Origin of the sequence: Methylacidiphilum infernorum V4 (genome assembly GCF_000019665.1) — a bacterium.
In the GTDB taxonomy this organism is placed as follows: Bacteria; Verrucomicrobiota; Verrucomicrobiia; order Methylacidiphilales; family Methylacidiphilaceae; genus Methylacidiphilum; species Methylacidiphilum infernorum.
Window position 1 is genome coordinate 1,691,130 of record NC_010794.1, and the last position, 22,991, is coordinate 1,714,120.

The 22,991-nt window shown below is 44.3% G+C and carries 23 protein-coding genes and 1 tRNA gene; 8 read left to right on the top strand and 16 right to left on the bottom strand.

Going from position 1 to position 22,991, the window contains the following annotated elements:
* Positions 1 to 144 precede the first annotated feature (144 nt).
* Positions 145 to 1,278: an NAD(P)/FAD-dependent oxidoreductase gene (locus MINF_RS08015; protein WP_012464146.1), complete on the top strand. Its 1,134-nt coding sequence runs from the start codon at positions 145 to 147 to the stop codon at positions 1,276 to 1,278.
* A 29-nt stretch (positions 1,279 to 1,307) separates the two neighbouring features.
* Here MINF_RS08015 and MINF_RS08020 read toward each other — a convergent pair whose 3' ends face one another.
* The 7 genes from MINF_RS08020 to MINF_RS08050 all read right to left on the bottom strand — a co-directional run bounded on the left by MINF_RS08020 (position 1,308) and on the right by MINF_RS08050 (position 8,144).
* Complete coding sequence (locus tag MINF_RS08020; protein ID WP_012464147.1) at positions 1,308 to 1,889, bottom strand: DJ-1/PfpI family protein; 582 nt, start codon at positions 1,887 to 1,889, stop codon at positions 1,308 to 1,310.
* 4 nt (positions 1,890 to 1,893) lie between these two features.
* Positions 1,894 to 2,454, bottom strand: a complete 561-nt coding sequence (frr, locus tag MINF_RS08025; protein WP_012464148.1) for a ribosome recycling factor — start codon at positions 2,452 to 2,454, stop codon at positions 1,894 to 1,896.
* Positions 2,455 to 2,525: 71 nt separating this feature from the next.
* On the bottom strand, positions 2,526 to 3,287 hold the full coding sequence (gene pyrH / locus MINF_RS08030) for a UMP kinase (protein ID WP_012464149.1): 762 nt from the start codon (positions 3,285 to 3,287) through the stop codon (positions 2,526 to 2,528).
* A gap of 94 nt (positions 3,288 to 3,381) precedes the next feature.
* Positions 3,382 to 5,457: an excinuclease ABC subunit UvrB gene (gene uvrB / locus MINF_RS08035; protein WP_012464150.1), complete on the bottom strand. Its 2,076-nt coding sequence runs from the start codon at positions 5,455 to 5,457 to the stop codon at positions 3,382 to 3,384.
* 18 nt (positions 5,458 to 5,475) lie between these two features.
* Complete coding sequence (locus MINF_RS08040; RefSeq protein ID WP_048810284.1) at positions 5,476 to 6,162, bottom strand: phosphoribosyltransferase; 687 nt, start codon at positions 6,160 to 6,162, stop codon at positions 5,476 to 5,478.
* A gap of 143 nt (positions 6,163 to 6,305) precedes the next feature.
* Complete coding sequence (locus MINF_RS08045; RefSeq protein WP_238523469.1) at positions 6,306 to 7,133, bottom strand: DUF72 domain-containing protein; 828 nt, start codon at positions 7,131 to 7,133, stop codon at positions 6,306 to 6,308.
* A 69-nt stretch (positions 7,134 to 7,202) separates the two neighbouring features.
* Complete coding sequence (locus tag MINF_RS08050; RefSeq protein WP_012464154.1) at positions 7,203 to 8,144, bottom strand: type I phosphomannose isomerase catalytic subunit; 942 nt, start codon at positions 8,142 to 8,144, stop codon at positions 7,203 to 7,205.
* Between the two features lie 72 nt (positions 8,145 to 8,216).
* On the opposite strand from MINF_RS08050, the gene MINF_RS08055 reads away from it, so the two are divergent.
* The gene (locus MINF_RS08055; protein WP_048810285.1) at positions 8,217 to 9,389 is read left to right on the top strand and encodes a sulfite reductase subunit alpha; all 1,173 of its coding nucleotides are present in this window, start codon (positions 8,217 to 8,219) and stop codon (positions 9,387 to 9,389) included.
* A gap of 38 nt (positions 9,390 to 9,427) precedes the next feature.
* Here the strand turns inward: MINF_RS08055 and MINF_RS08060 are convergent, their stop codons facing one another.
* Complete coding sequence (locus MINF_RS08060) at positions 9,428 to 10,984, bottom strand: bifunctional ADP-dependent NAD(P)H-hydrate dehydratase/NAD(P)H-hydrate epimerase (RefSeq protein ID WP_012464156.1); 1,557 nt, start codon at positions 10,982 to 10,984, stop codon at positions 9,428 to 9,430.
* 194 nt (positions 10,985 to 11,178) lie between these two features.
* Here MINF_RS08060 and MINF_RS08065 point away from each other — a divergent pair.
* A tRNA-His gene (locus tag MINF_RS08065) sits at positions 11,179 to 11,251 on the top strand.
* Positions 11,252 to 11,404: 153 nt separating this feature from the next.
* Here the strand turns inward: MINF_RS08065 and MINF_RS08070 are convergent.
* Complete coding sequence (locus tag MINF_RS08070) at positions 11,405 to 12,394, bottom strand: NAD(P)H-quinone oxidoreductase (RefSeq protein WP_148205209.1); 990 nt, start codon at positions 12,392 to 12,394, stop codon at positions 11,405 to 11,407.
* 56 nt (positions 12,395 to 12,450) lie between these two features.
* Positions 12,451 to 12,897 (bottom strand): acyl-CoA thioesterase, encoded by a 447-nt coding sequence (locus MINF_RS08075; RefSeq protein WP_012464158.1) that lies wholly within the window; start codon positions 12,895 to 12,897, stop codon positions 12,451 to 12,453.
* Positions 12,898 to 12,962: 65 nt separating this feature from the next.
* On the opposite strand from MINF_RS08075, the gene MINF_RS08080 reads away from it, so the two are divergent.
* Entirely contained in the window at positions 12,963 to 13,895 is a 933-nt protein-coding gene (locus MINF_RS08080; protein ID WP_012464159.1) for a YpsA SLOG family protein, read from the top strand.
* On the opposite strand, the gene MINF_RS08085 is transcribed toward MINF_RS08080, so the two are convergent.
* Together MINF_RS08085 and MINF_RS08090 are read right to left on the bottom strand one after the other, a co-directional pair.
* Positions 13,877 to 14,407: a hypothetical protein gene (locus MINF_RS08085; protein WP_048810286.1), complete on the bottom strand. Its 531-nt coding sequence runs from the start codon at positions 14,405 to 14,407 to the stop codon at positions 13,877 to 13,879. The genes MINF_RS08080 and MINF_RS08085 overlap by 19 nt on opposite strands.
* Before the next feature lie 91 nt (positions 14,408 to 14,498).
* The gene (locus tag MINF_RS08090; protein ID WP_012464161.1) at positions 14,499 to 15,860 is read right to left on the bottom strand and encodes an FAD-binding oxidoreductase; all 1,362 of its coding nucleotides are present in this window, start codon (positions 15,858 to 15,860) and stop codon (positions 14,499 to 14,501) included.
* A gap of 90 nt (positions 15,861 to 15,950) precedes the next feature.
* Between MINF_RS08090 and MINF_RS08095 the strand changes: the two genes are divergently transcribed.
* Together MINF_RS08095 and MINF_RS08100 are read left to right on the top strand one after the other, a co-directional pair.
* Positions 15,951 to 16,451: a peroxiredoxin gene (locus tag MINF_RS08095; protein ID WP_238523470.1), complete on the top strand. Its 501-nt coding sequence runs from the start codon at positions 15,951 to 15,953 to the stop codon at positions 16,449 to 16,451.
* A complete protein-coding gene (locus tag MINF_RS08100) occupies positions 16,448 to 18,022 on the top strand; it encodes a lipase maturation factor family protein (protein WP_012464164.1) in 1,575 nt (524 codons plus the stop codon). The genes MINF_RS08095 and MINF_RS08100 overlap by 4 nt, the downstream gene beginning before the upstream one ends.
* Here MINF_RS08100 and MINF_RS08105 read toward each other — a convergent pair.
* The 4 genes from MINF_RS08105 to MINF_RS08120 all read right to left on the bottom strand — a co-directional run bounded on the left by MINF_RS08105 (position 17,975) and on the right by MINF_RS08120 (position 20,829).
* Positions 17,975 to 18,592 carry an FMN-dependent NADH-azoreductase gene (locus tag MINF_RS08105; RefSeq protein WP_048810522.1) on the bottom strand — a complete coding sequence of 206 codons (618 nt, stop codon included), beginning with the start codon at positions 18,590 to 18,592 and terminating at the stop codon, positions 17,975 to 17,977. The genes MINF_RS08100 and MINF_RS08105 overlap by 48 nt on opposite strands.
* A gap of 42 nt (positions 18,593 to 18,634) precedes the next feature.
* A complete protein-coding gene (locus tag MINF_RS08110; protein ID WP_012464166.1) occupies positions 18,635 to 18,958 on the bottom strand; it encodes a hypothetical protein in 324 nt (107 codons plus the stop codon).
* Between the two features lie 18 nt (positions 18,959 to 18,976).
* Positions 18,977 to 19,948, bottom strand: coding sequence for an outer membrane protein (locus MINF_RS08115; protein ID WP_012464167.1), 972 nt, complete (start codon positions 19,946 to 19,948; stop codon positions 18,977 to 18,979).
* Between the two features lie 392 nt (positions 19,949 to 20,340).
* Positions 20,341 to 20,829, bottom strand: a complete 489-nt coding sequence (locus MINF_RS08120) for an Hsp20/alpha crystallin family protein (protein WP_012464169.1) — start codon at positions 20,827 to 20,829, stop codon at positions 20,341 to 20,343.
* A 149-nt stretch (positions 20,830 to 20,978) separates the two neighbouring features.
* Between MINF_RS08120 and MINF_RS08125 the strand changes: the two genes are divergently transcribed.
* Together MINF_RS08125 and MINF_RS08130 are read left to right on the top strand one after the other, a co-directional pair.
* Positions 20,979 to 21,647 (top strand): VTT domain-containing protein, encoded by a 669-nt coding sequence (locus tag MINF_RS08125; protein ID WP_012464170.1) that lies wholly within the window; start codon positions 20,979 to 20,981, stop codon positions 21,645 to 21,647.
* A gap of 84 nt (positions 21,648 to 21,731) precedes the next feature.
* Positions 21,732 to 22,829 (top strand): M20/M25/M40 family metallo-hydrolase, encoded by a 1,098-nt coding sequence (locus tag MINF_RS08130; protein ID WP_012464171.1) that lies wholly within the window; start codon positions 21,732 to 21,734, stop codon positions 22,827 to 22,829.
* Positions 22,830 to 22,991: the final 162 nt, after the last annotated feature.

Sequence of the window (22,991 nt, forward strand, 5' to 3'; positions counted from 1 at the left end):
TATCCCATCCTGCTTTCCGAATTATTCCCCTTTTATTTTTATAAGATCGACAACGATAAACAAGTGAATACCTTGTAAAGAAATTGTCTCTTTTTTTCTACGGTGTTGAATTGCTTTTCATAATTGGGAAAATAATCTGCTATTATGGAAAAAGCGGACTGTATCATTATTGGGGCAGGCATTGCCGGAGCAACGGCCGGGTTTCACCTTGCACAAAAGGGACTTTCCGTCATTATCTTGGAGAAAGAGGCTTGCCCGGGTTATCACTCCACGGGAAGATCGGCGGTTTTTTACAGGGGTAGTCACGGGCTGCCCCTTGTCAGAGCCCTTACCCGTGCAAGTAAAAAGTTCTTCGAATCCCCGCCGGAGCCTTTTACTTATCCCCTTACTACTCCCCGAAATGCTTTATTTATTGCGAGAAGAGAAAAAAAAGAGCTTTTAGAAAAATGGTTTCTACAAAACCAAGCCCCTGAGCTTTCTCTTGAGAAAATCACCCCCGAAAAAGCCCTCGATATCGTTCCTATCTTGAAAAGGGAATCCGTGGAAGGGGGAGCCGTTCTTGAAACGGCCGGAAAGGATATCCATCAACCCGACCTCCTCAATGGATACCTCAAAGGAGTGGTCCAAAAAGGGGGGAAAATTTATTTCAATGCCCCGGTAAGAAATATTGAAAAGCAACAAGTATACTGGAGAGTGGAAGCCGGTAAAGAGCTTTTCGAGGGGAGAATCCTTGTCAATGCTGCGGGAGCCTGGGCCGATGAAATAGCCAAGTTAGCTTCCATACCCCCTCTAGGCATTATTCCCAAAAAAAGGACCGTGATTACGTTCGAGCCCCCTTCCCCTCTTTCCTTTTCCGATTGGCCTATGGTTATCGAAATCGGCGAAGAATTTTATTTCAAACCCCACCACAATGAAATATTGGCCTCTCCAGCTGATCAAACTCCCTCCCTACCTTGTGATGCAAAGCCGAACGAATCCGACTGCCTGCTGGCTCAAAAGAGGATAGAAAAGGCTACTACGCTTAAAATCCAAAAGATAAACAGGAAATGGGCGGGGCTCCGCTCTTTTGTCAAGGACGAGATTCCCGTCATCGGGTTTGATCCAGATAAAGCAGGTTTTTTCTGGGTAGCTGCACTCGGGGGTTCAGGTATAGAAACTTCACCCGCTGTTGGAGAAATATCATCATGCCTGGTTGTCGGTGAAGACCTTCCCGAGGCTTATTCTTCCCTCAACCTCGAAATCGAACGCTACTGGCCTAACCGTTTAAAAAAAGAATAAGAATCGGGCTTCTGTGACTTATTTTCTTCTCAAGGATAAACTTTTGTCCCTAAAAGGGAGAGGAAAAGGGATAGCCACTTGGGATGAGCCGGCCAACCCGGAGCCGTAACAAGGTTCTTATCGAGGAGTGCATCCTCAAAATCCACCGAAACATACTCGGCCCCGCTCAAGTTTACCTCCGGCCCCACTGCAGGATAAGCCGTAAGCCGATAACCCGAAAGCACTTTTGCCGCCGTGAGCAACTGTATGCCATGACAGATGGCTGCTACGGGTTTTTTCTGCTCAAAAAAATGACGGACCATTTCAATGACTTTTGGATAAAGGCGCAGATATTCCGGGGCACGGCCACCAGGGAGAACAAGGGCGTCGTATTCCGGGGCGGCCACTTTTTCAAAATCCGCATTCAAGACAAAAGAATGTCCCCTTTTTTCAGAATAGGTCTGTTCTGTCTCAAAATCATGAATGGCCGTAGCGATCTTCTGCCCTTTGGTTTTACCGGGACAGACGGCGTCCACCTTATGGCCTATTCCACAAAGAAACTGGAAGGGAACCATGACTTCGTAATCTTCGGCAAAATCTCCAACGATCATGAGAATCTTTTTTTCAGCCATAGGACTACACTTTCATGAGATCCTTTTCTTTTGCAGCCAGGATACGATCTATCTTTTCTATATACTCATCGGTGAGTTTTTGGATTTCTTTTTCCGCCCGCTCAAGCTCATCTTCGCTAAGATGGGCTTCTTTTTCAAGCTTTTTCAGTTCTTCCAAGCAATGACGCCGCACAGCCCTAATCCCCACCCTGCCTTCCTCAGAAATCTTCCTGGCTACCCTTATCAGTTCCAGCCTCCTTTCCTCGGATAAAGGAGGAATAGGAATCCTTATTAATTTGGCATCCACGATAGGATTTAAACCCAATTTCGATTCTTCTATCGCTTTACGAATCGAGTCAACCAGGGTCAGGTCCCAAGGCTGAACAATAAGCAAGTTCGCATCTGGAGCTGTAATCGCTGCCAGGTCCTTTAATTTCATGTGGGTCTCGTAAGCTTCAACGGATACATTGGAGAGTATTTCCGGATGGGCTTTCCCGGAACGCAAGGAAGCGAGTTCCTGGCGAGTTTTCTCAACCGCCTTTTCCATTTTTTCCTCAGCCTCCAGTAAGACATCTTCGATACTCATAATTACTCACCCTTTATGTAACTTGAGGATTCAATATTTCAACATTATAATAAAGAAGAAAAAAACATACTCTATCTTCTTATTTGGCTTTTTTGACGGTCGGAAACCAAGGTTCCCACCGGGGCTCCAAAAATCACGGCCTTGAGATTGCCCGGCTTGAACATGTCGAAAACCACTATCGGGATGCGATTATCCATGCACAAAGAGAAGGCTGTCGAATCCATGATGGTCAGCCTATTTTGGATCGCATCAAGATAGGTTAAATGCTCATATCGTTTTGCCATAGGGTTAATCTTGGGATCACTATCATAGACCCCTTCAACTTTTGTGGCTTTGAGAATAACCTGCGCCTCGATTTCGCTCGCTCTTAATGCGGCCGCGGTATCCGTTGAAAAAAAAGGGTTCCCTGTTCCCGCCACGAAAATAACGATCCTGCCCTTTTCTAAATGTCTTATTGCCCTTCTCCGGATGAACGGCTCGGCTACATTTTTCACTTCGATGGCCGTCTGTACTCGAGTGGGAATGCCCAGGTGTTCGAGCGCTCCTTGCAAAGCCAGTCCGTTGATAATTGTAGCGAGCATTCCCATGTAATCGGCGGTTGGTCTATCCAAAAATTCTGAATGGGCAGCCATTGAACCCCTCCATATGTTTCCACCGCCAATAACGATCCCAATGCCCACCCCTAAACTATAAATTTCGGCAATCTGTTGGGCGATCTTGCGGGCTACATCCAGATCCAAATGTTCAGACTCACCTGATAATACCTCCCCGCTGAGCTTTAAAAGAATTCTTTTGTAAACGGGTGTTCTGTTCCGATCGTCAAAGAATTCCATATATTTGCCTTTCTCCAGTTATTGCATCTTCTTAAAGTTAGAGATAAAAGTCCATTCTAAAGAGATCTCCTTTGCAAGCTTTCCCCCCTCTTCTTTACCCTTGCTTGAGTACTTTTTTGCTTCGTTTCTTTCCTCTTTTCCCCAAGGGAATAGGAGTAAAATCAGCTTGGGGATCTTTTTCCCCTTTCAATCTTCTTTTCAACTCTTCAATTTGATCACGGAAAAGAGCAGCCTTTTCAAATTCCAGTTTTGCAGAAGCCTCGATCATCGCCGCACCCAATTCCTTTATCAACTCCATGTAATCCATTTTAGCCTGGGTATCTTTAAAGTGGACAATTTCTTTTTCTTCCGATCTTATCAGTCCATGCAGGCTGACCAATTCCTTTGCTCGGACACCCCTTGGAGTGACGCCATGCTCCTCGTTATACTGTAGCTGCTTGGCTCTCCGATAATTGGTCACGGCGATGAGCTTTTTAATGGATTGGGTCATGACGTCAGCATAAAGAATGACTTTGCCCTTCTCATGACGGGCAGCTCTTCCGGCAATCTGGATAAGGGATTTTTCGGACCTTAAATATCCCTCCTTGTCTGCGTCAAGAATGCACACTAAAGAAACTTCCGGCAGGTCCAGCCCCTCTCTCAAGAGATTTATCCCTACAAGAACATCAAAATCCCCTGCCCTTAGTCCACGTAATATTTCCACCCTTTCTATAGCGTCGAGTTCGGAATGAAGATAACGTACTTTAAAACCGAGTTCTCTAAGATAATCCGATAAATCCTCGGCCGTCTGCTTCGTCAGGGTAAGTACGAGCACCCTTTGTCCTTCTTTGATCCGCCTGGAGCTTTCTTTAATTACGTCGTCAATCTGTCCTTCAAGAGGGCGAACCTCAACTTCAGGATCCAATAATCCGGTAGGCCTGATAATTTGTTCAATCACTTGGCCGCCGGTCTGTCTCAATTCATATTCTCCAGGAGTAGCCGAAACATAAATCACCTGCCCGATTTTAGCCTCAAACTCGGAAAATGACAACGGCCTGTTATCCAAGGCAGAAGGCAATCTAAAGCCATGCTCAACGAGGGTCCTTTTCCTAGACATATCTCCTTCATACATCCCTTGTATCTGGGGAATGGTCGCATGACTTTCATCTATGACGGTCAAAAAATCTTCAGGAAAAAAATCAAGCAAAGTATAAGGAGCTGAACCGGCAGGCCTCCCGCTTAAATGCCGACTGTAATTCTCTATGCCGTTGCAAAAACCCAGCTCTTCAAGCATTTCAAGGTCGTTCTCCGTCCTCAACCTCAATCTTTGAGCCTCCAACAACTTTCCTTTAGACTCCAGTTCCGCTATGCGTTCGTCAAGTTCACGCCTAATCGACCCAATCGCCCTTTTTAATTTTTCAGACGTGGTCACAAAGTGGCTTGCCGGAAATATCAATTCTTTTTGGAGCCTACATAAGCTCCTTCCCGTCAGTAATTCAAATTCAGTAATTCGATCGATCCGATCTCCAAAAAATTCTATCCTAAGCCCTCGATCCGGGGATACGTGGCAGATTTCAACCACATCTCCTCTTACTCGAAACTTACCTCGAGTTAACTGCAAATCGTTTCTTTCATAAAGCATCTCCACGAGCATGGCTAAAAACTGATTCCTGGATATATTCTGTCCAACCTCTACCTGGCAACACAAGCTCTCGTAATCCTCAGGAGATCCTAAACCATAAATACAGGAAACACTGGCAACCACGATCACATCCCTCCGTGTCAATAGGGAGTTTGTTGCCGAAAGCCGTAGTCTTTCAATTTCGGTGTTGACGCTCGAATCTTTTTCAATGTAGGTGTCTGTGCTCGGTATGTAAGCTTCGGGTTGGTAATAATCGAAATAGGACACAAAATATTCAACGGCGGAATCGGGGAAAAATTGTTTATACTCGCTGTATAGTTGAGCTGCCAGAGTCTTATTGTGACAAATGACCAAGGTGGGTTTTTGCACTTTTTCTATACATTTGGCAATGGTAAAAGTTTTTCCCGATCCTGTTACCCCAAGGAGCACTTGATGTTTCTTTCCAGCCTTAATTCCACGAGAAAGCTCATCTATGGCTTTTCCTTGATCTCCACAGGGTTCAAAAGGGGAAACAACCTTGAATTGTCTCTCTAAGTTTTTATCAAACATAGCCGATGGGGATAAAAGTCAGGAATTGGTTAATACTTCATGGCCTTTCCCAGGGGTTTCCTTCCGGGACTCCCTCAGCATCGAACAAACATCCCAATCGGAGAGTTGGCTGAAATTTTCATACCACTGGCCAACTCCCACAAACCCTTCTGGAGTCATCAATATGATCAGCTTGTCGGCAATTTTTTTCATTTCGTTGTACACAGGTGGCGGAGCTACGGGAACAGCAACAACGATTTCTTTTGGCGATAATTTTCTTATAGCTGCAACGGCTGCTCTCACGGTCGAACCGGTAGCTATGCCATCGTCTACTAAAATTATTCTTTTATTCTCTATGGATAGGGCGGGAAGTTCTCTCCGATAAAGGTTCTCTCTCCTATGCAATTCCTGGAGTTCTCTAGCAGTTGCTTCCCGAATGGTTTCTTCATCAATATTTAAAGAGTTGATCACCGACTGATTTAATACCTGGATTCCTCCGGAAGCAATAGCCCCCATGGCCAGCTCCTGTTGCCAAGGAACCCCAATTTTCCTTACAACAAATATGTCCAAGGGAAGCTTAAGAACCTGGGAAATGACAAAACCGATTTCCACGCCCCCCCGAGGTAAAGCCAAGACAACCACATCCGGCTTGCCCCCATATTCGAGAAGCTCTTCGGCCAAGAGCCTGCCCGCTTCTTTCCTATCACGAAAAACTCTATAAGGCATTTTTTTATACAATTTAAAACAAAGACTATTCCTTTTCTACCCTTTTACTGGTTTTTTTCTTTTTGTTCTTTTCTTTATCTTGAAAATAGGGTCGAACTTTAAAAGCGCTTCTTGTTAAGCCTCGATGTGATCTCAACGGGATCCTATCCTTCAATAGATTTTTTGACGGTCAGGGCATTTTCAGCCGCCCACCCCATTGCCGTATTATTAAAAAAGATGTAGACTTCCTTGGCCCCTTTCTCCACCAGCTTCCTAGCCGTGGTGAGTATTTCATCAATTTCACCGGGAGTGTAAAAATGATAGAACCACTGCTTTCTTCCATGAAGCCTGATATAGCCTATAGTTGAGGTGAGGATGGGCTGCATCCTGACCAAGGGTGAGTCAGCGATACAGTATACCGCTTTTTTAGTTTCTAAAAGGTCTAAAAGAAAGGATACATCCTTCTTTGTCCGGAATTCCACGGCCACCTTGGAAGGATCCGGAAAAGCATCCAAGGCTTGTTCCAGTCTCTTTTGATCGAGGGGAAATTTTGGGGAAAGCTGCAACAAATAAAGTCCCATTTTATTCCCCAGGGCCGAGGAAACTTCGCAAAAATGCAAAATCAACTCCTTTACATCTTCTAATAGACGCAAATGGCTAATGGTTCGGGGGACTTTCAAAACAAAGTGGAATCCGTCCGGCACCCTCTTAGCCCAGCGTTCATAAGTCACCTTGGGAAAAGTTCTATAAAAAGTAGCGTTGATTTCAACCGTGTTGAAAACCTTGGAATAATAATCAAGCCAATGGGAGGGCGATAGCCCTTCGGGATAAAAAGATCCTTTCCACTCTTGGTAATTCCACCCCGAGGTACCAATCCAAAATAGGGGACGGGTTTTTGTCGAATGGTCTATCACCGAAATCGCATTTTCTTTTATAGAAAAACCAACACCAATAATATTTTTATTCCATCCTTCTTCGCTTCTACTTACCAAAGATCCTATCCTTCGGCATAGTTGTCCAGCAAAAGCTAAGAAAGATAAAAAAGAACAAACTTTTCCCATTCAAGGAAAATATACGGCGACGATCTCGTTTTTCTTATCTATCCCGGTAATTTTGAGTGGTCCATGGTCTGCCGAGACCAAGAGGGCCTGTCCCTTTTCATAGAGCTTTTTTTCGACGAGCAGCTTTCCCTCGCAAAAAAAGAAATACATAAAAGAATCTTCATCGATGAGATGAAGCAAGGATTGGCCAGGACCAAGCTCAATTCTCTTGAGGGCAAAACTTTTTTCTATAATGGAGATTTCTTCTGGAGGAAGAAGCCTTGGGGTGTAAGGGAAAAGCGATAGAGAATGCATGGCTTCCCGGTCGTGTATAGGCCGGGGGTGTCCGTCCCCGCCCTTTCTTTCCCAATCGTAAATCCGAAACGTTGTATCCGAATTTTCCTGGATTTCAAGAATGAGATTGCCTCCACCAATGGCATGGACTTGGCCTGAGTGGACTAATAGCCCATGAGAACGAGAAGTTGGAATCGCATTTATATACTTAATAATCTCTTTTTTGCCGATGACCGATGCTAATTGGCCTGGAAAGAGCCGTTCCTTGAATCCGAGATAAACAAAAGAACCGGGAGCGGTATCCAAGAAAAACCAAAACTCTGTTTTCTTTTCCCAGCCATGGATTTTTGCAGTGTTTTCATCCGGGTGCACTTGAATGCTGGTCGGCAGGCGGCAATCCAGGATCTTGATGATCAAGGGAAAGTGAGATCCAGCAGGAGATTTTTTCCCGAATATCTCCTCTCTTTTGTTTAACCAAAGCTCATGGAGATTATTCATGGATCCGCAAGGAACTTCCAGCTCGCTGCGTTCCTCTTTCCTATCTACAAGTTCCCAAACCTCTCCAACTTCGGTCAGCTGTTGATGATTATGTTTTGCCGAAAAAAACTTTAGACGGCCTCCTCCCCATATTTTCTTCTTGTATATAGGCTTAAATTGAAAAATAGCCATAAAAGGAAACTAGGATTGAAGGGATTAAAAAAATATATAGAATAAGCTTTCTTGTAATTTTATTTTTTGTCTATGACAGATTCCAAGTCCGAACAAGCTAAAAGTCATGGGGTAAGCAGGGCCAATCCCTATCTTGCCTCTATAACCGCCAACTTTCCGCTTACAAAAGAAGGCTCAGAAAAAGAGACCCGGCATATCGTCATCGATATCAGGGGAAGCGGCATTAGTTATCAAGTTGGAGATTCTCTAGGGATCTTCCCTTCTAATCCTCCTTATATTGTCGAGGCGATGCTCCAGGCTCTATCCCTTGAACCTGAAGAACAGGTTACCTCTCAAAATGCCAAAATTTCCCTAAAAGAATTTCTCTCGAAACATGTCGTCCTCACACGGGTGACCAAGAAATTCGTGCAACTATTGCAGCAAAAAGTCTCTTCTGCTTTTGCAAGGAAAAGACTCGAAGAGATCCTGCAAAATGAAAAAGAGCTCGAATCTTATTTATGGGGCAAAGATTACCTGGATCTTTTAGAAGAATACCCGGGTATTTCTTTTAATCCCGATGAACTGGTTTCTTCATTGGGTCGAATGGTCCCCCGGCTTTACTCCATTGCTTCTTCTCCACTCCTGTTTCCCGAAGAAGTGCATTTAACCGTTGCCGTGGTAAGCTACAAGGTAGCCGGAAGAATGAGGTACGGGGTGGCCACAGGCTACCTGAGTAGATTCGCCAAGATAGGAGTTAAAGAAATCCCCGTTTACAACCAACCCGCAAAACACTTTCATCTCCCTGAAGATCCTTCAGCGGACATTATCATGATCGGACCGGGAACGGGAATAGCCCCTTTCCGCGCTTTTCTCCAACACAGGACGGCAGCGGGACACCGGGGAAAAAATTGGCTTTTCTTTGGAGAGCAACACCAAAAGACGGATTTTCTTTACCACGAAGAACTGCTTAACTGGTTAAATCAAGGGATCTTAACCCGGCTGGATACCGCTTTTTCCAGGGATCAATCCTACAAAATTTACGTGCAACACAAAATGAAAGCGGCTTCAAAAGACCTGTGGGGTTGGTTACAAAGGGGAGCCTATGTCTATGTTTGCGGAGATGCGAAACGAATGGCTAAAGATGTTCATCAAACACTCATCGAGATAGCCATGGAGGAAGGAAGAATGTCCCAGCAAGAAGCAAGCCATTACATTAATGTTGTCTTGGCCAAGGAACAAAAACGTTATCGCAAAGATGTTTATTAAGGGAATTGGGCTCTGGGAAGGATTAAAGCAGCGGACGGTCAGCCAAAATAATAAGGAAGTATTTCTTCCCATTGGCTTTTTTGATCCAAAACCAGGCGTGATGTAGAACGCATCCAGAAAAGGGCCTCCGCTATGTTTTCAGCCACCTCCCTCGGGAGCAATCCTTCCTTCGTTTTTCTTTTTTCAGCCCCTATATCGGCCGATTTTCCATGAATCCACACCCCACAGCGCGCAGCATCAAAAGGATCAAAACCCTGGGCTATAAGTCCGGCAACAATACCCAGCAAACTATCTCCCGAACCTCCCGTAGACAGCCCGGGATTACCGCTGGTGTTAACAAAAAGGGGCTTCCCTTCTTGAGCAACCAAGGTTCTTACCCCTTTCAATACCAGCGTTATTTTCTTGTCCTTGACAAAAGACCGGGCTATCTCTGGCCTTCGTTCTGCAGAGAAATCCATCCTGAGTAGCCGCTTCATCTCACCCGGATGAGGAGTCAAAACAGCCCATTTTTTAATCTCCTGGTAGAGTTCGGGATAACGGGCGAGCAGGGTCAAACAATCCGCGTCGATCACTAGCGGCTTATCCAGCTCAATAAGCGTTCTAAAAAAAACCTCAGAGTCCTTTTCCAATCCAAATCCAGGTCCCATAGCAACAACCGTCGCCTGGGAAACGGCCAGGTCAAATAACCGACTATCCTCGTAAGGGAAAACCAGGGATTCAGAAAATATTTTTGTTGCCACAATGGGATAGATTTCCTGGGGTACGCCCACCTGGACAAGACCCGAACCTATGCGCAGGGCAGCCTGAGCCGCCATGACAGGAGCACCGCTAAAACCCCTACTGCCACCAAAAATCACCACCCTGCCGTAATTTCCTTTGTGGGAATTCGAGCTTCTATAGGGGAAAAGGGATGCCAGTTCCCATCCTGTTAATGACTCAAAGCCAGAATAAGAAGAAGGAGATTGATCAAAAATCGGGATGACTTCGATTCTACCCGTAAAATGAGAAAGTTCTTCTTTGAAGAGGAAATCCTTGCCGTAGCCGATGGTAATTGTCAAATCGGCAACAACAGCAAGAGAGTTTTGTTTTGAACCTTCCCAAAGACCGGTAGGGCAATCAACGGCAATCGTTTCAAAAAAACAACTCTTTCGTTTTTCATTAAGCTCATTGACAAGATTGGCTATTTCGCCTTGCAGTTCTCCTCTCATGCCAATGCCGAGGATAGAGTCCAAAACATAGTCGGCCTTGGTCCAAGGAACGGGACAGGGATATTCGTAAATGGGCAGGTCGGGAAAAGCATGAACCAACTCGTTCAATTTCTTTTTACATAAAGATCCTAACTGGTTTCTTTCCGTCGTAAGATAAACGGAAACATTCCATCCTTTTTTCAGTAACTCTCTGGCTATAACAAGGCCATCTCCCCCGTTGTTCCCCTTCCCAATTAATGCCAAGAGAGCATGCCCACGGGAACAATACGCTTCAATAAAGGCGGCGGCCATTCTCCCCGCTCTTTCCATGAGGACCTCGGCAGAGATACCACGGGTTATCTCCGCTTCTTCAAGCTTTCTTATCTCCTGGACATCAACAATGGTCATTATTTAAGATATTATAGATAAAAAAATTCTTCTTTCTATTCTTCTATCTTAAGATGACTCGAATGCCAATTCAAAGAACTATACTTGCCAAGAAAATCTCTACAGAAAAACTACAATTTTTCTTTAATAAGGGTAATTTTAAGTGCAATTGACCAAAACAGCAGCTAATAATTATAAAGGAATTTATAAAAATGGCGGCCGTAGCTCAATAGGTAGAGCACCAGATTGTGGCTCTGGCTGTTGCGGGTTCAAGTCCCGTCGGTCGCCCTTAATTACAGGGTTTTTTGCGTGATCCTAGCCGATCTTGCCGAGGAGATTTTTCTTTTCCTTTTTGTTCAATCTATTCTTCGGAAAAATTTCTTCTCGGGATAGGTTTTTTAAAAGCTGGCCGATTTTACCCGGCGAATCCAGCGCCTCCGTTCAGCTGACCTTAAGCAGGAGTTTGCCAAAATTTTTATTTGCTTTTAAATATTCCAAGGCCTGGGGCAACTCTTCCCAACTAAATACCCGCTCTATAATGGGCTTAAGCTCTCCCCTCGTAAAATAAGGAAGGATTTTTTTTCTAAAATCCTGGGTTAAGATCATCTTTTCTTCTATCGGTCTTGAACGCAGGGTAGATCCAACAATGGTTAATCTTTTCCGCAGCAAAAGATCAAGGGAGATTTCCGTTTTCGTTCCCCCCAAAAGTCCAAGACACAAAATCCTTCCCTTTTCCGCAACAATACAAGGATAAAGGCTAAATTTTTTTCCACCTACCAGGTCAAAAATCAAGTCCATGCCTTTTCCGCCCGTCCGGGATAAAGACCAATCTCCAAGATCTTGCTCCTCTTCCACGAGCACATCCAAGGCTCCGAGTTTCAAAAGCTTTTCTTTTTTAGAAGGGGTTCTTACGGTGCAAAAGGGTCTCAAGTTCTTTATCTTGGCTAATGCTAATGCGGAAAGACCAACCCCACTTCCCGCAGCCGAAATCAAAATGGTTTCATTTTCTTTGGCTTTAAGCCGGTATTCCAACCCATCCCAGGCCGTAAAGAAAGTTTCAGGAATAGCTGCCGCCTCCATCAAGGAAAGAGAACCTTCCACGGCCAACAACATCCTTTGCTGAACGATAATTTCCGTGGAAAAGGCTCCACCTACGACCAATCCAAAGACCGGATCACCTTCTTTCCAGTGTTCTACTTCTAAGCCAACCTCGCTTATGAAACCAGAAAACTCTAACCCCGGAATCTCGTGGGCAACGGGTGGTCCTGGCTGCGGATAGACTCCTTCCCATTGAAGGAGATCGGCCCTATTGATCCCCGCATAATGAACTTCGATTTTTAACTCTCCCCTTCCCGGATGAAGGGAAGGAAGGGAAACCAGCCTTAAATTTCTTTGCTTATCTTTCTTTTCAATAATCCAGCAGTTGCTCATTATAAAAACCACATTCTGCTGAGTTAAAAAGAATGCTTTAATTTTCCTCGACTTGTTTAAACTTTTCTTTTTTTAGCCGCCAACCAGGGGTAAGCTTGAGCCCAGTTTAAGGGAATAGGGGCAGGCTTGCCTCCCGGAATTTTAACGCAGGCAAGAGTTTGAAGGCAACTGGCAAGCAGTTGGCCACAAGCTTCTTGCTTTCTTAATTCAAACTCGATTTGAAAACGTATTCTTTCCACCCTACAGAGCCTTGAAACGATATGAACGATATCACCCAGCCTTGCCGGGGCCTTATAATCGATCTCTGTCCTTATAACCACGGGGACAATTCCCGTTCGCTCCATTTCCTTCAAAGGCCAACCGAGTTTTTCGGCAAGTTCTGAACGGGCAATCTCGATCAAGCGCAAATAGGCTACGTTATGAACAACTCCACAAGCATCCGTGTCAAAAAAAAAGATCTTGATTTTCGTTTCGGATTCGGGAAGTTCAACTAGATTAGACATGGGAAATACATTATAACTGATTTTTCAGTTCCCGGTCATCTTTTTTCACTTTAAAATCAATCTTCATGATTAGAAAGATAGTTTCTGGAGGGCAAACAGGCGCCGATAGGGCAGCCTTGGATTGGGCAATCGCCAAGGGCATAGCTCACGGAGGATGGTGTCCCAAGGGCAGGCTTTCTGAAGCCGGTGTCATTCCTTCAAAATACCAACTTTGTGAAACCCCTTCGTCCAGTTACACGACGAGAACCGCATGGAACGTATGGGACTCGGATGGGACTCTCATCGTGACCTTAGACCCTACTCTCACCGAAGGGTCTCTGGCAACTCAAAAGTTTGCAGAAAATTTTGGGAAGCCTTGTCTGCATGTTCACGAAAAGCTCCCCGGAAAGGAGTTCAAGATCAAGGACTTTCTCTTTTCAAATGCAATAGAAATCCTCAACGTCGGCGGTTCCCGTGAAAGCAAGGAAAAAGGTATTTACGAATTCTGCTACCGGCTCCTCGATCGATCTATCGAGAAGGAAATGCTCCCTGAATCTTTTTTTCAATCTCCCTACCACGGGTTAGTCAAGGCTTTTAAACAAGGCCGGAGAGGGAATCGTTTTTCATTATCCCCCGACGTCATCCACATGGAAGACCTAAAAATTGAGACATGCATCGGAGCCACGGAAGAGGAAAGGAGAAACAAACAACAAATCAGGCTATCCCTCGATATCTATGTAGATCCAAGCCTCATTCGCAAAGCTTGGATGACGGATAACCTTGCCGACACGCTGGATTACGCTTTAATAAAAGAAAGAGTCGAAGCCTTGGCCTCTTCAAAACCAAGGAACCTCATAGAAACCCTGGCCGAAGAAATCGCCGAGGAACTTTTAAGGCTTCCCCTGGTTTTAGGACTGAAAATCAGGGTTACAAAATTTCCTTTCCCCAACGTGGGCTCTGTCTCTTTGATTATAGAACGATTTGAAGATACCCCAATGAATCAGATAAAGCCTTCTTGACGAAAATCTTGTATGTTCTTCCCCATGGACATGCGCACCCAATCTACGAGGAACTTCAGCAGGGAAACTTCCCAAAGTTCTTCTTCTCCTTTTAAAAGAACAGACAAGGGATTGCCTTCCTTAACCAACTCTTCTTTAAGCCTGTTGCATACCTCTTCAGAAGAACCCTTCACTTCGTTAAAACGCAGATCGTCTTTCTTGAACAAGAACCCGTAGCGTAAAAAGGAAACATTCCCCTGTTGGGAATTTTTTAAAAGCCACTGGGCGTACTCTTGGGCTTCTTTACCGAAGCCTTCCAAGGAAAGCTTGGCAAACTGGGGGGAGGTGATAATCCTTGGTCTTTCGGCCTCAAGCTTCCCTTCCCTTACAAAACAGAGATCCACTTTGTCCAGATCCTCGGTAACCAGGTAGTAATGCAGAAGAGTCGTCCCAAATGTTGAAACGATTCGCCGAGGAAGCAATATAATTTTTGTATTTTCCAAAGCATACAAAAAGTTGTCTTGAAAATTCATAGTTTTACCCAGTTTAATCTTGGCGATGCATTTCTCTATAGAGAGCAAGAACTTAAAAATAATGCCTTAGAACGATAAAAACTATACAAATTTAAACAAATTTTCCAGGATTTAAAATCCCTTTTGGATCCAAGCACCTCTTGATCTTCTCGTGGACCAACCGTGACTCTCGACTGAGGGCTTTTCCCCACCAAGGCAACTTGGCGATCCCTATGCCGTGTTCCCCGGTTATGGATCCATTCCATGCCAAAACCGAATCGAAAAGAAGATCGAGGGCTTTCTCTGCCTTGTTGCGGTTTTCTACCTTGGTCCAATCAACCATCAAGTTGACATGAATGTTCCCATCCCCGGCATGACCGAAACAAGCAACGGTCAAGTTAAATTCCTTTTGAAGATGTTCGCCTAAACTGATCAAATCCGCAAGCCGGCTGCGCGGCACAGTGACATCTTCGTTGAGCTTGGTCAACCCGCTGGCCTTAAGAGAAGCGGAAAAAAGACGGCGCGTTTGCCACAGTTTTTCACATTGTTCTTCGCCTAATGCTTTTGACAAGTTCCTCGGGGAAAAAGAGCGGACAAGTTTTGCAAAAAAATCGATATCCGCATTCACCGCGGCCTCGCTCCCGTCAACTTCTAAGAGCAGATGGGCATCAAAAGGGGGAATTTCTTCTTGTGTAAATTCCCTTGCACAATTAAGGGTAAATCGATCGGCGATTTCTAGGGCAGAGGGCATTATTCCCGAGGATAAAACGTGGTTTATGCATAAAATAGCCTGATCCATTTTCTCGAAATAAGCCGAGAGAGCAGCTCTAAACGGGGGTTTAGAAATGAGCCGCAGGGTAATTTCTGTAACAAGGCCTAGCATACCTTCGGAACCCACAAAAAGTCCCGTTAAATCAAACCCCGTTTTGTTCTTTATCGTTCTTCCACCTACTCTAGCCACCGATCCATCGGCCAAAATGACTTCGAGGCCTAAGACATAATTCCTTGTCACCCCATATTTAAGGCACCGGGGTCCTCCGGCATTCGTGGCGACATTTCCTCCAACCGTGCATTCCATGATACTGGCAGGATCCGGAGGATAAAACAGCCCCATCTCTTTAACTTTTTCTTGCAGAACCCCGGTAATTACGCCCGGTTCTACCACAGCGACAGAGTCAACCGGATGGATCTCTTTAATCCTATTCATTCTTTCAAATGAAATAACAACTCCTCCTTTTACAGGCACAGCCCCTCCTACATATCCCCTGCCTCCACCCCGAGCTGTTACATAGACCCCTTTTGAATAAGCAAACTGCATCAACTCGATCACGTCTTCCTTGGATTCCGGGAAAAAAACTCCATCGGGATTGTGGGAAAAAAGCCAGGCATCTTTCGCATATTTTTCCAAAATGTCTTTCCGGTATGAAAACTTATCGGTAAAACGCTCCTTCAACTGCTCAAGCCATAATTCCATGAAAATCGCTCCTCGAATTTTTCAAATTTCCTTTCTTCGGCAAAAAAATTATTGATTATGATAATTATACATAAAAAAAAGTAGGGATCTATGAGCTTGTTTTTTCCGGCCATGAAAAAAAACAAGGGGGAGGGGCTCAAAGTCGGCTCTGAAATTCCAGGGATAAATGTTTTCGATACCGAGGGCAATCCTCTTTCTCTTCGAGAACTCTGCAACCAAGGAATAGTTTTACTTTATTTTTTCCCCAAAGCCTTCACCCCAGGTTGTACCCTTCAAGCTTGCCATCTTAGAGATCGCCTATCCGACCTGCAGCAACATAAAATAAAGGTCTACGGGATAAGCAAGGATAAGCCTTGCATTCAAAAAAAATTTTCTCAAAGCTACCGGTTGAACTTTTGCTTATTAAGCGACCTCCATGGAGAAGCCTGTAAAACTTTTGGAGTTCCTCTTTTTCTAGGAATGCCCAAACGGGTTTCCTTTTTAATCAAAGAGGGAAAACTTCTGTGGCGGGACTTTCATCCTCACGTAGGGAAAACCGCCGATGATATTTTGGAAGCAATTGCTGCAAGCATGTACTGGCCAAAAGATTGAAAATCCCCGCTCTAAAGATCCCCTTTAAAAACATTGAAAATCCCTTGGCTTTATGGCTCTTTTGCCGTTTCCTTTCCCTTGTTTACCTCGTCGCTTTTTTTTCCCTTTCCCTTCAAATCCTTGGATTAGTTGGAGCTGGAGGGATTCTGCCCGTTTCCCCATTTCTCCGTTTTGTCCGTGAAAACATGGGATGGGAAAGATTTTTTTTTGTCCCCACTCTTTTTTGGCTTGTTCCTCCGACGGATCTTGTTCTTGAGCTGGGAACCTTTCTGGGAATCTTTTTATCCCTTCTTCTTTTTCTTAATATCGCCCCTTCGGTTGTTTCGCTGGGCCTTTGGTTTCTTTATCTCTCCTATGTATCCGCAGGACAGGTCTTTTTTAATTTTCAATGGGATGGGTTGCTGCTGGAATGCGGTTTGCTTTCATCTCTCTTTTTGCCATGGAAGCTTTCTTGTCGCTTTACCACGTTGACTTCCTCTTCGGCTTGGACCACTTTCCTATTTCATTGGCTGCTTTTCAAGCTCATGTTTCTTTCGGGGTTGGTTAAATTGGAAAGTCATGACCCCACGTGGCGGGCGCTCACCGCTTTAAAATACCATTATGAGACCGAACCCCTGCCCACTCCCCCTGCCTGGTATTTCTATCATCTGCCCATGAAGTTTCATGAAATAACCACTTTTCTCGTTCTATTCATCGAACTGGTCGTTCCTTTCGCTATTTTTTTGGGCAAAACAGCCAGAAGAATAAGCTTTTTCCTTTTTAGCTTTTTCCAGCTTTTCATCATTTTGACGGGCAATCATGCCTTCTTCAATTGGCTTTCTCTAGCCTTGTGCTGGACTTTACTCGATGACGGCTTCATAAAAAAAATCATCCCCTATTTCTCTTCATTTTCTCCTTGCCCTAGTCCGACCTTTCAGAAAAGGATTATCCCTTTTCTTTCCTTTCTTGTCCTTTTCATAAGCCTATTGTTTTTCTTGGAATCTTTTTCTTTTCCCTATCCTCAAGGCATAAAAAAACTTCTATATTTCCTGGGGACCTTCCGCTCGGTAAACAATTATGGAGCCTTCGCCGTGATGACAACCCGAAGACCGGAAATCATTATCGAGGGAAGCAGGGATGGGATCGAATGGAAAGAGTATCCTTTCCGGTGGAAACCGGATGATCCCTACAAGGCTCCATCCTTTGTATCCCCCTACCACCCAAGAATGGATTGGCAAATGTGGTTTGCCGCTCTCAGTACACCCAGAGAAAATCCCTGGTTTGTTTCCTTATTATCCTGCTTGCTCAAAGGCAACAAAGAAGTAATCAAGCTCTTCAAGGAAAACCCCTTCCCCTCATCTCCACCTAAGTATATCCGGGCCCTTCTCTATGTTTATGAATACAGCTCTCCCTCTGAAAAAAGAGAAAAAAAACTATGGTGGCACAGGACCTACCTTGGACTTTATTTCCCCCCTTCCTCCCTCCTTCCCGAATTTAAATCCAATCAAACCAAAACCCCTATTTACCCAAAAACGGCAGGGTCTTTAAAAGATTTCCGCTACCCTTTGGGCTTCCCGGGTAGCTTTGAATAAAAGCTCATCTCTTTTTTGAAAAAGAGTTCCCTCGACAATCACTTGGTGAATTTCACTAATGCCGATAAATCCAAGGATAAGCTTAAGATAGGGAAGTTGGAAATCAAGTTTTTGGAGTTCATCCTGGTAAGTTCCCCCCCTGGCACAGACCAGGCAGGCTTTTTTTCCCAAAACAAGCCCCTTGTACCCTTCCTGCGGAGAATAAGAAAAGGTATAGGTAGGCTGAACGAGGATATCGATATAATGTTTCAGTTTATAGGGAATTCCGAAATTCCACATGGGCAGGGAAAAAATATATTTATCAAAGGATATAAAATGACCGATGATCTCTTCCACCGCTTTCCATGCCCTTTTTTGCTCTGGAGTATGTTCCAGCCCATGAAAAAGGGCGTATTTGCTTTCAAGCACATATCCATCAAACCGCGGTAAATCCTTAGCCCAAAGATCCAATAATTCAACAACATCTTGCGGATGCTTTTCCTTGTATTTTTGAAGAAAGGCTTGTGTAGCGGCTATAGAAAAAGACCGATCTTTCCTTGGAGAAGCTTCGATATACAATATCTTGGACATCTTTTCCCCCATTTTAAAGCCTCAGATTTAAAGCTTAAGAAATTACTTTTGAGAAGGGTTCTGAAGGTTCCTTGATTTCCTACTCGGCATAAGGTTGGGAGAAGAACGAGAAGATTTCTTTAAAGTCGGTTTTCTTGAGGGTTTTTCCGTTGTAGGTAAAAAGGTGCGCACATAGGGCTTTTGCGGAGTATAGTACAAGTTGGTTGAGACAACACAGTAGGCATAGCCATAAGGATCCGTTGAACCGTAAGGGAAAGTGGGGTATTTCGCATCAAAGTGCTTACCCATCAAGGGCAGGGCTGCCGCCCTATCGAATGCCATGGAAAAGAGGCTTAAGAGCAAGGAGAGGAAAAAAAATTTTTTCATGGGAAAGAAATTAAAAAATTAAAACTTGTATCTCAATCCACCAAGGACAAGATTGGCTTCAAACTGATCAAAATGGTTATTAATTGTTGTTCCCGAACCAAAAACGGCCGGATTTCCCGAATAGGTAAAGTTTGAAGTCCCCACCCATACAAACCGGTATTCCACGATGAAGCTTAAGCGGTCGGTTATCCATCTTTCCACCCCGGCAATGCCCTGGAGGGCAAAGGCCCCGTTAGAGGTATCAATTCCCTTGCCAAACAAGTTTTTCCCGGAAAAATTCCCTTTCGATCCCACGCCGGAAATCGACGATTCCCATAGGTAAGCCCCCCCCACCCCAATACCAAAGTTAATGACGAGAATAGGCGTATAGAGCCTGAGCAACCCGTCGATGAAGAACAGTCCAGAATTAAAATTATCCTTAAAATCGATATTCCCCGCCACCGGGTTGATTTGCGAAGCGGCAGCGGTCATACCCATGTAATAACCATCAAATTGCACCGATGGACTCCAAAAAAAATCCCCGGTAGTCCCCATGGCTTGCTTGGGAAACTCATAACCTACTTCTACTCCCCCCACTCCATTTACTATGCCTCCTCTAGGATTAAACGTGGCCAAGCCTACGGGAGATGGATATTGAGAATAACCGTAATTGCCCGGAGCAGAAAAAGATCCTCCCCCAAATACTCCTGCATACAGGCCCGTCTTCAATGAAAAAGGAGCCTTTTGTGAGTTTATTTCCTTGATATTCTTTTCGAGTTCCCTTTTGTCCTTGTCAGGAGGAAAAGCATGCTCATTTTGAGACCCCGCCACTTCCTCACCGCCTGATTGGGCATAAGAGGGATTTTGAACTGCAGAAGCCAAATTGGGTTTTTCTTCGGCATATTCATCTTCGATTTCAGCTTTCAAAGGATAAATGCACAGCGACAGGCTCAACCCGAAAAAGCATAATCCCCGTGCTAAATCCACTTTTCTCTTTTTCAAATCGATCATTGCTAAAAAACGTTAAACAGTTAAGAAACCTAGAAAACTTGCTATCATTAATGTTTAGAAACTGTCAATGGTTTTCTCAAAATAATTCAGTTACACTGGCCGTCAGCCCATGCCGGGCGATAAAAAATGAAGAAAGAACCGGCAATGAAATGATAATTGCCGGTTCTTTCTTTTCAATAAGAGAATGCAATCTGCCTTTGACCCCCTCCTCCGCCTGAATGCGGAGGATTCCTTCCTGCCATCAGGGGCCTTGCCCCTTGGATCGGTCAACGACCGACTCTCCGACACCACGCCTAAGAACAGGCGATCCGGGCCGGTCCGGCCCTTCGAACGTTTACGACGCGCCTTCTCCTCTTCCTTCGGGAAGAGGTTTACGGCGCGTTTTTTCCAGATCAACTTACCTTAACTTCTACGGTTTTCGGCTGCGCTTGTTCTCCCTTGGGCATATGGAGATAAAGGACACCATCTTTAAACTCAGCGGATATTTTATCTTTCTCAACCCCCTCGGGTAATTCAAAACTCCGGCTAAATGCCCCATAGGCCCGTTCTACCCGGATGTATCTTTTCTTTTTATCTTTTTCTTCCTTTTCCACCTTTCTTTCCCCAGAAACAGTCAAGATATTATTTTGTATCGATACCTTGACCTCTTCCTTTTTTATCCCGGGAAGATCCATTTTCACTAGGAACTCCTTGTCATCCTCGGTAATATCTGTAAATGGCCGCCACTCACTCAGTTCAAAGGGCTCGATCTCCTCGGAAGTCAGGAGTTCCAGTGGTTTTTCAAAAAGAGAAGCCATCTTTCTCCTCATCTCTTCAAGTTCCTTGAAAGGATCCCAAAGGGAAGGCAAAAAAGAACTTCTCTTGGATAATAGATCAGCCATAACACCTCCTTGTTAAGGTTTCCGGTTTCAATTATAAACTTAAAAAAGAATCGTTTATTGTCAAGCCGTTGGGAATAAACAATTAATCAAAATATTTTATAGATATTATATATTGGACTTGATAGTTTAATGAAAAATATAACTTTAGCTTGATCTCCACCATGACCCCTTTATTGGAATTTTTCTTTCACTGGGACCACTATCTTAGGGAAATCATAGTGACTCACCAAGATTGGATTTATCTTTTGCTCTTCGCCCTCGTATTTTGTGAAACAGGACTCATAGTTACCCCCTTCCTTCCCGGGGATTCCCTCCTTTTTACCCTAGGGATTTTAGCTGCTGAAGGATGGCTCAATATCTATTATTTATTTTTCTTTTTAACCCTAGCCGCCATTGGAGGAGATAACTTGAACTATTTCGTGGGGCATCGATTTGGAAAATGGATCTGCTCCTCAGAAAAATCTTATTTGATCAAAAAAGAGTATATTTTCAAAGCAGAGCAATTTTTTGCTCGATTTGGAGCAAAGGCGGTGTTTCTTTCTCGATTCATCCCTGTTATTCGCACCTTTACCCCTTTTATTGCCGGCATAGGATCGATGAACTACGGTCGTTTTGCCTTCTTTAATGTCTCCGGAGGGTTGAGCTGGATCGGTCTCTTTCTGGGGCTAGGTTTTTTCCTAGGCAACCAGCCCATCGTTAAAAACAATATTCAAATCTGCATTTACGGTATCATCCTTGTATCCGTTCTTCCTCTAACCTTGGAATGGATAAAATCCAGGCTTTCTCTTAAAACGAAAAGAAGCCCCCCCTTGAAATGACTAAACAATAATAGGCAAAGAATCCTTATTGACTGCTCCGGCAAAGATCGCGTTGATAATTCAATAGCTTGCAAAAGGCATCCCATGAAAAAAGAGTCCTTTGAATTCCTTTTATCTCTCTTGAATACCCCCAGTCCTTCGAGCCTGGAAACCTTGGGGCAAAAAGTATGGATTGATTACGTAAAAAATTATGCCCACCGCGTAGAAGTAGATGCTTATGGCAACGCCGTGGCGACTTTAAACTTGGAGGGCAAACCTAAAATTCTTGTCAATGGCCATATCGATGAAATCGCTTTCCAAGTCCAATATGTCGATGACAACGGTTTTATTTATTTTTCCCCTGTTGGTGGACCTGATCCAAAACTTTCCAGGGGAAGAAAAGTGAACATTTTCCATGAAGGCAAAGTTGTTCCCGGTGTAATTGGTACTCTTGCCATCCATATGCAGGAGAAGGAAGGGCAGGAAAAAACTCCGAAATGGAACGAGCTTTTTATCGATATTGGAGCATCAAGTAGGGATGAAGCCCTTGAACATGTCCAAGTTGGAGATCTCGTTCTTTACGATAGCGAGGCTTTCTGCCTTTTAAACGATATCTGGATATCCCGTGGATGCGACGACAAGGTTGGGGCTTTCGTCGCCGCAGAAGTTTTGAGAATCTGCTCGGAAGAAAAAATATCCGCTCCCTGTATCGTTGCCGCTTCCACCATCCAGGAGGAAAATGGACTTTACGGAGCGAGCATGATCGGATACTCCATCCACCCCGATATTGCCATCGTAGTCGATGTTGGCCATGCAACCGATATTCCCATAGCGGATAAGAAAAAATTCGGCGATATTCGTCTTGGGAAGGGCCCCATCCTCAGTCATGGTAGTGTCAATCATCCTGGAATAGTGGACTACCTGAATAAACTCGCCCACAAGCTTTCCCTTAGCCATCAGCATGGCATTGATCCCAGGCGATCGGGAACAGATGCCGATGCATTGTTTATTCAAAGAGGTGGAATTCCTAGCTGCTCCATCGGTATTCCTAACCGGTACATGCATAGCCCCGTGGAGGCCTTTCATTTAAAAGATTTAGAAACGGCGGCTACTTGGATTGCTGCCTTTTGTAAAGAAATAAAAAGCAGGGAAGAAATTCTCCCTTCTATAGAAAAAGAACCTTTTTTAGAGAAGCGTTTTTAAATAAGTAGTTTTAGAAGAAAAAAATTTTTTCTCTTTATCCCTTTTAAAATTTGAAAAATATTACTTCTGTAGCTTACCAAGAAGGGAAGTTTCTTTTACCCTTTTTTGTTACTGTGATGGAGTTATCGAAAACTTCCCGAAAAGTTTCCGTTGAATATATTG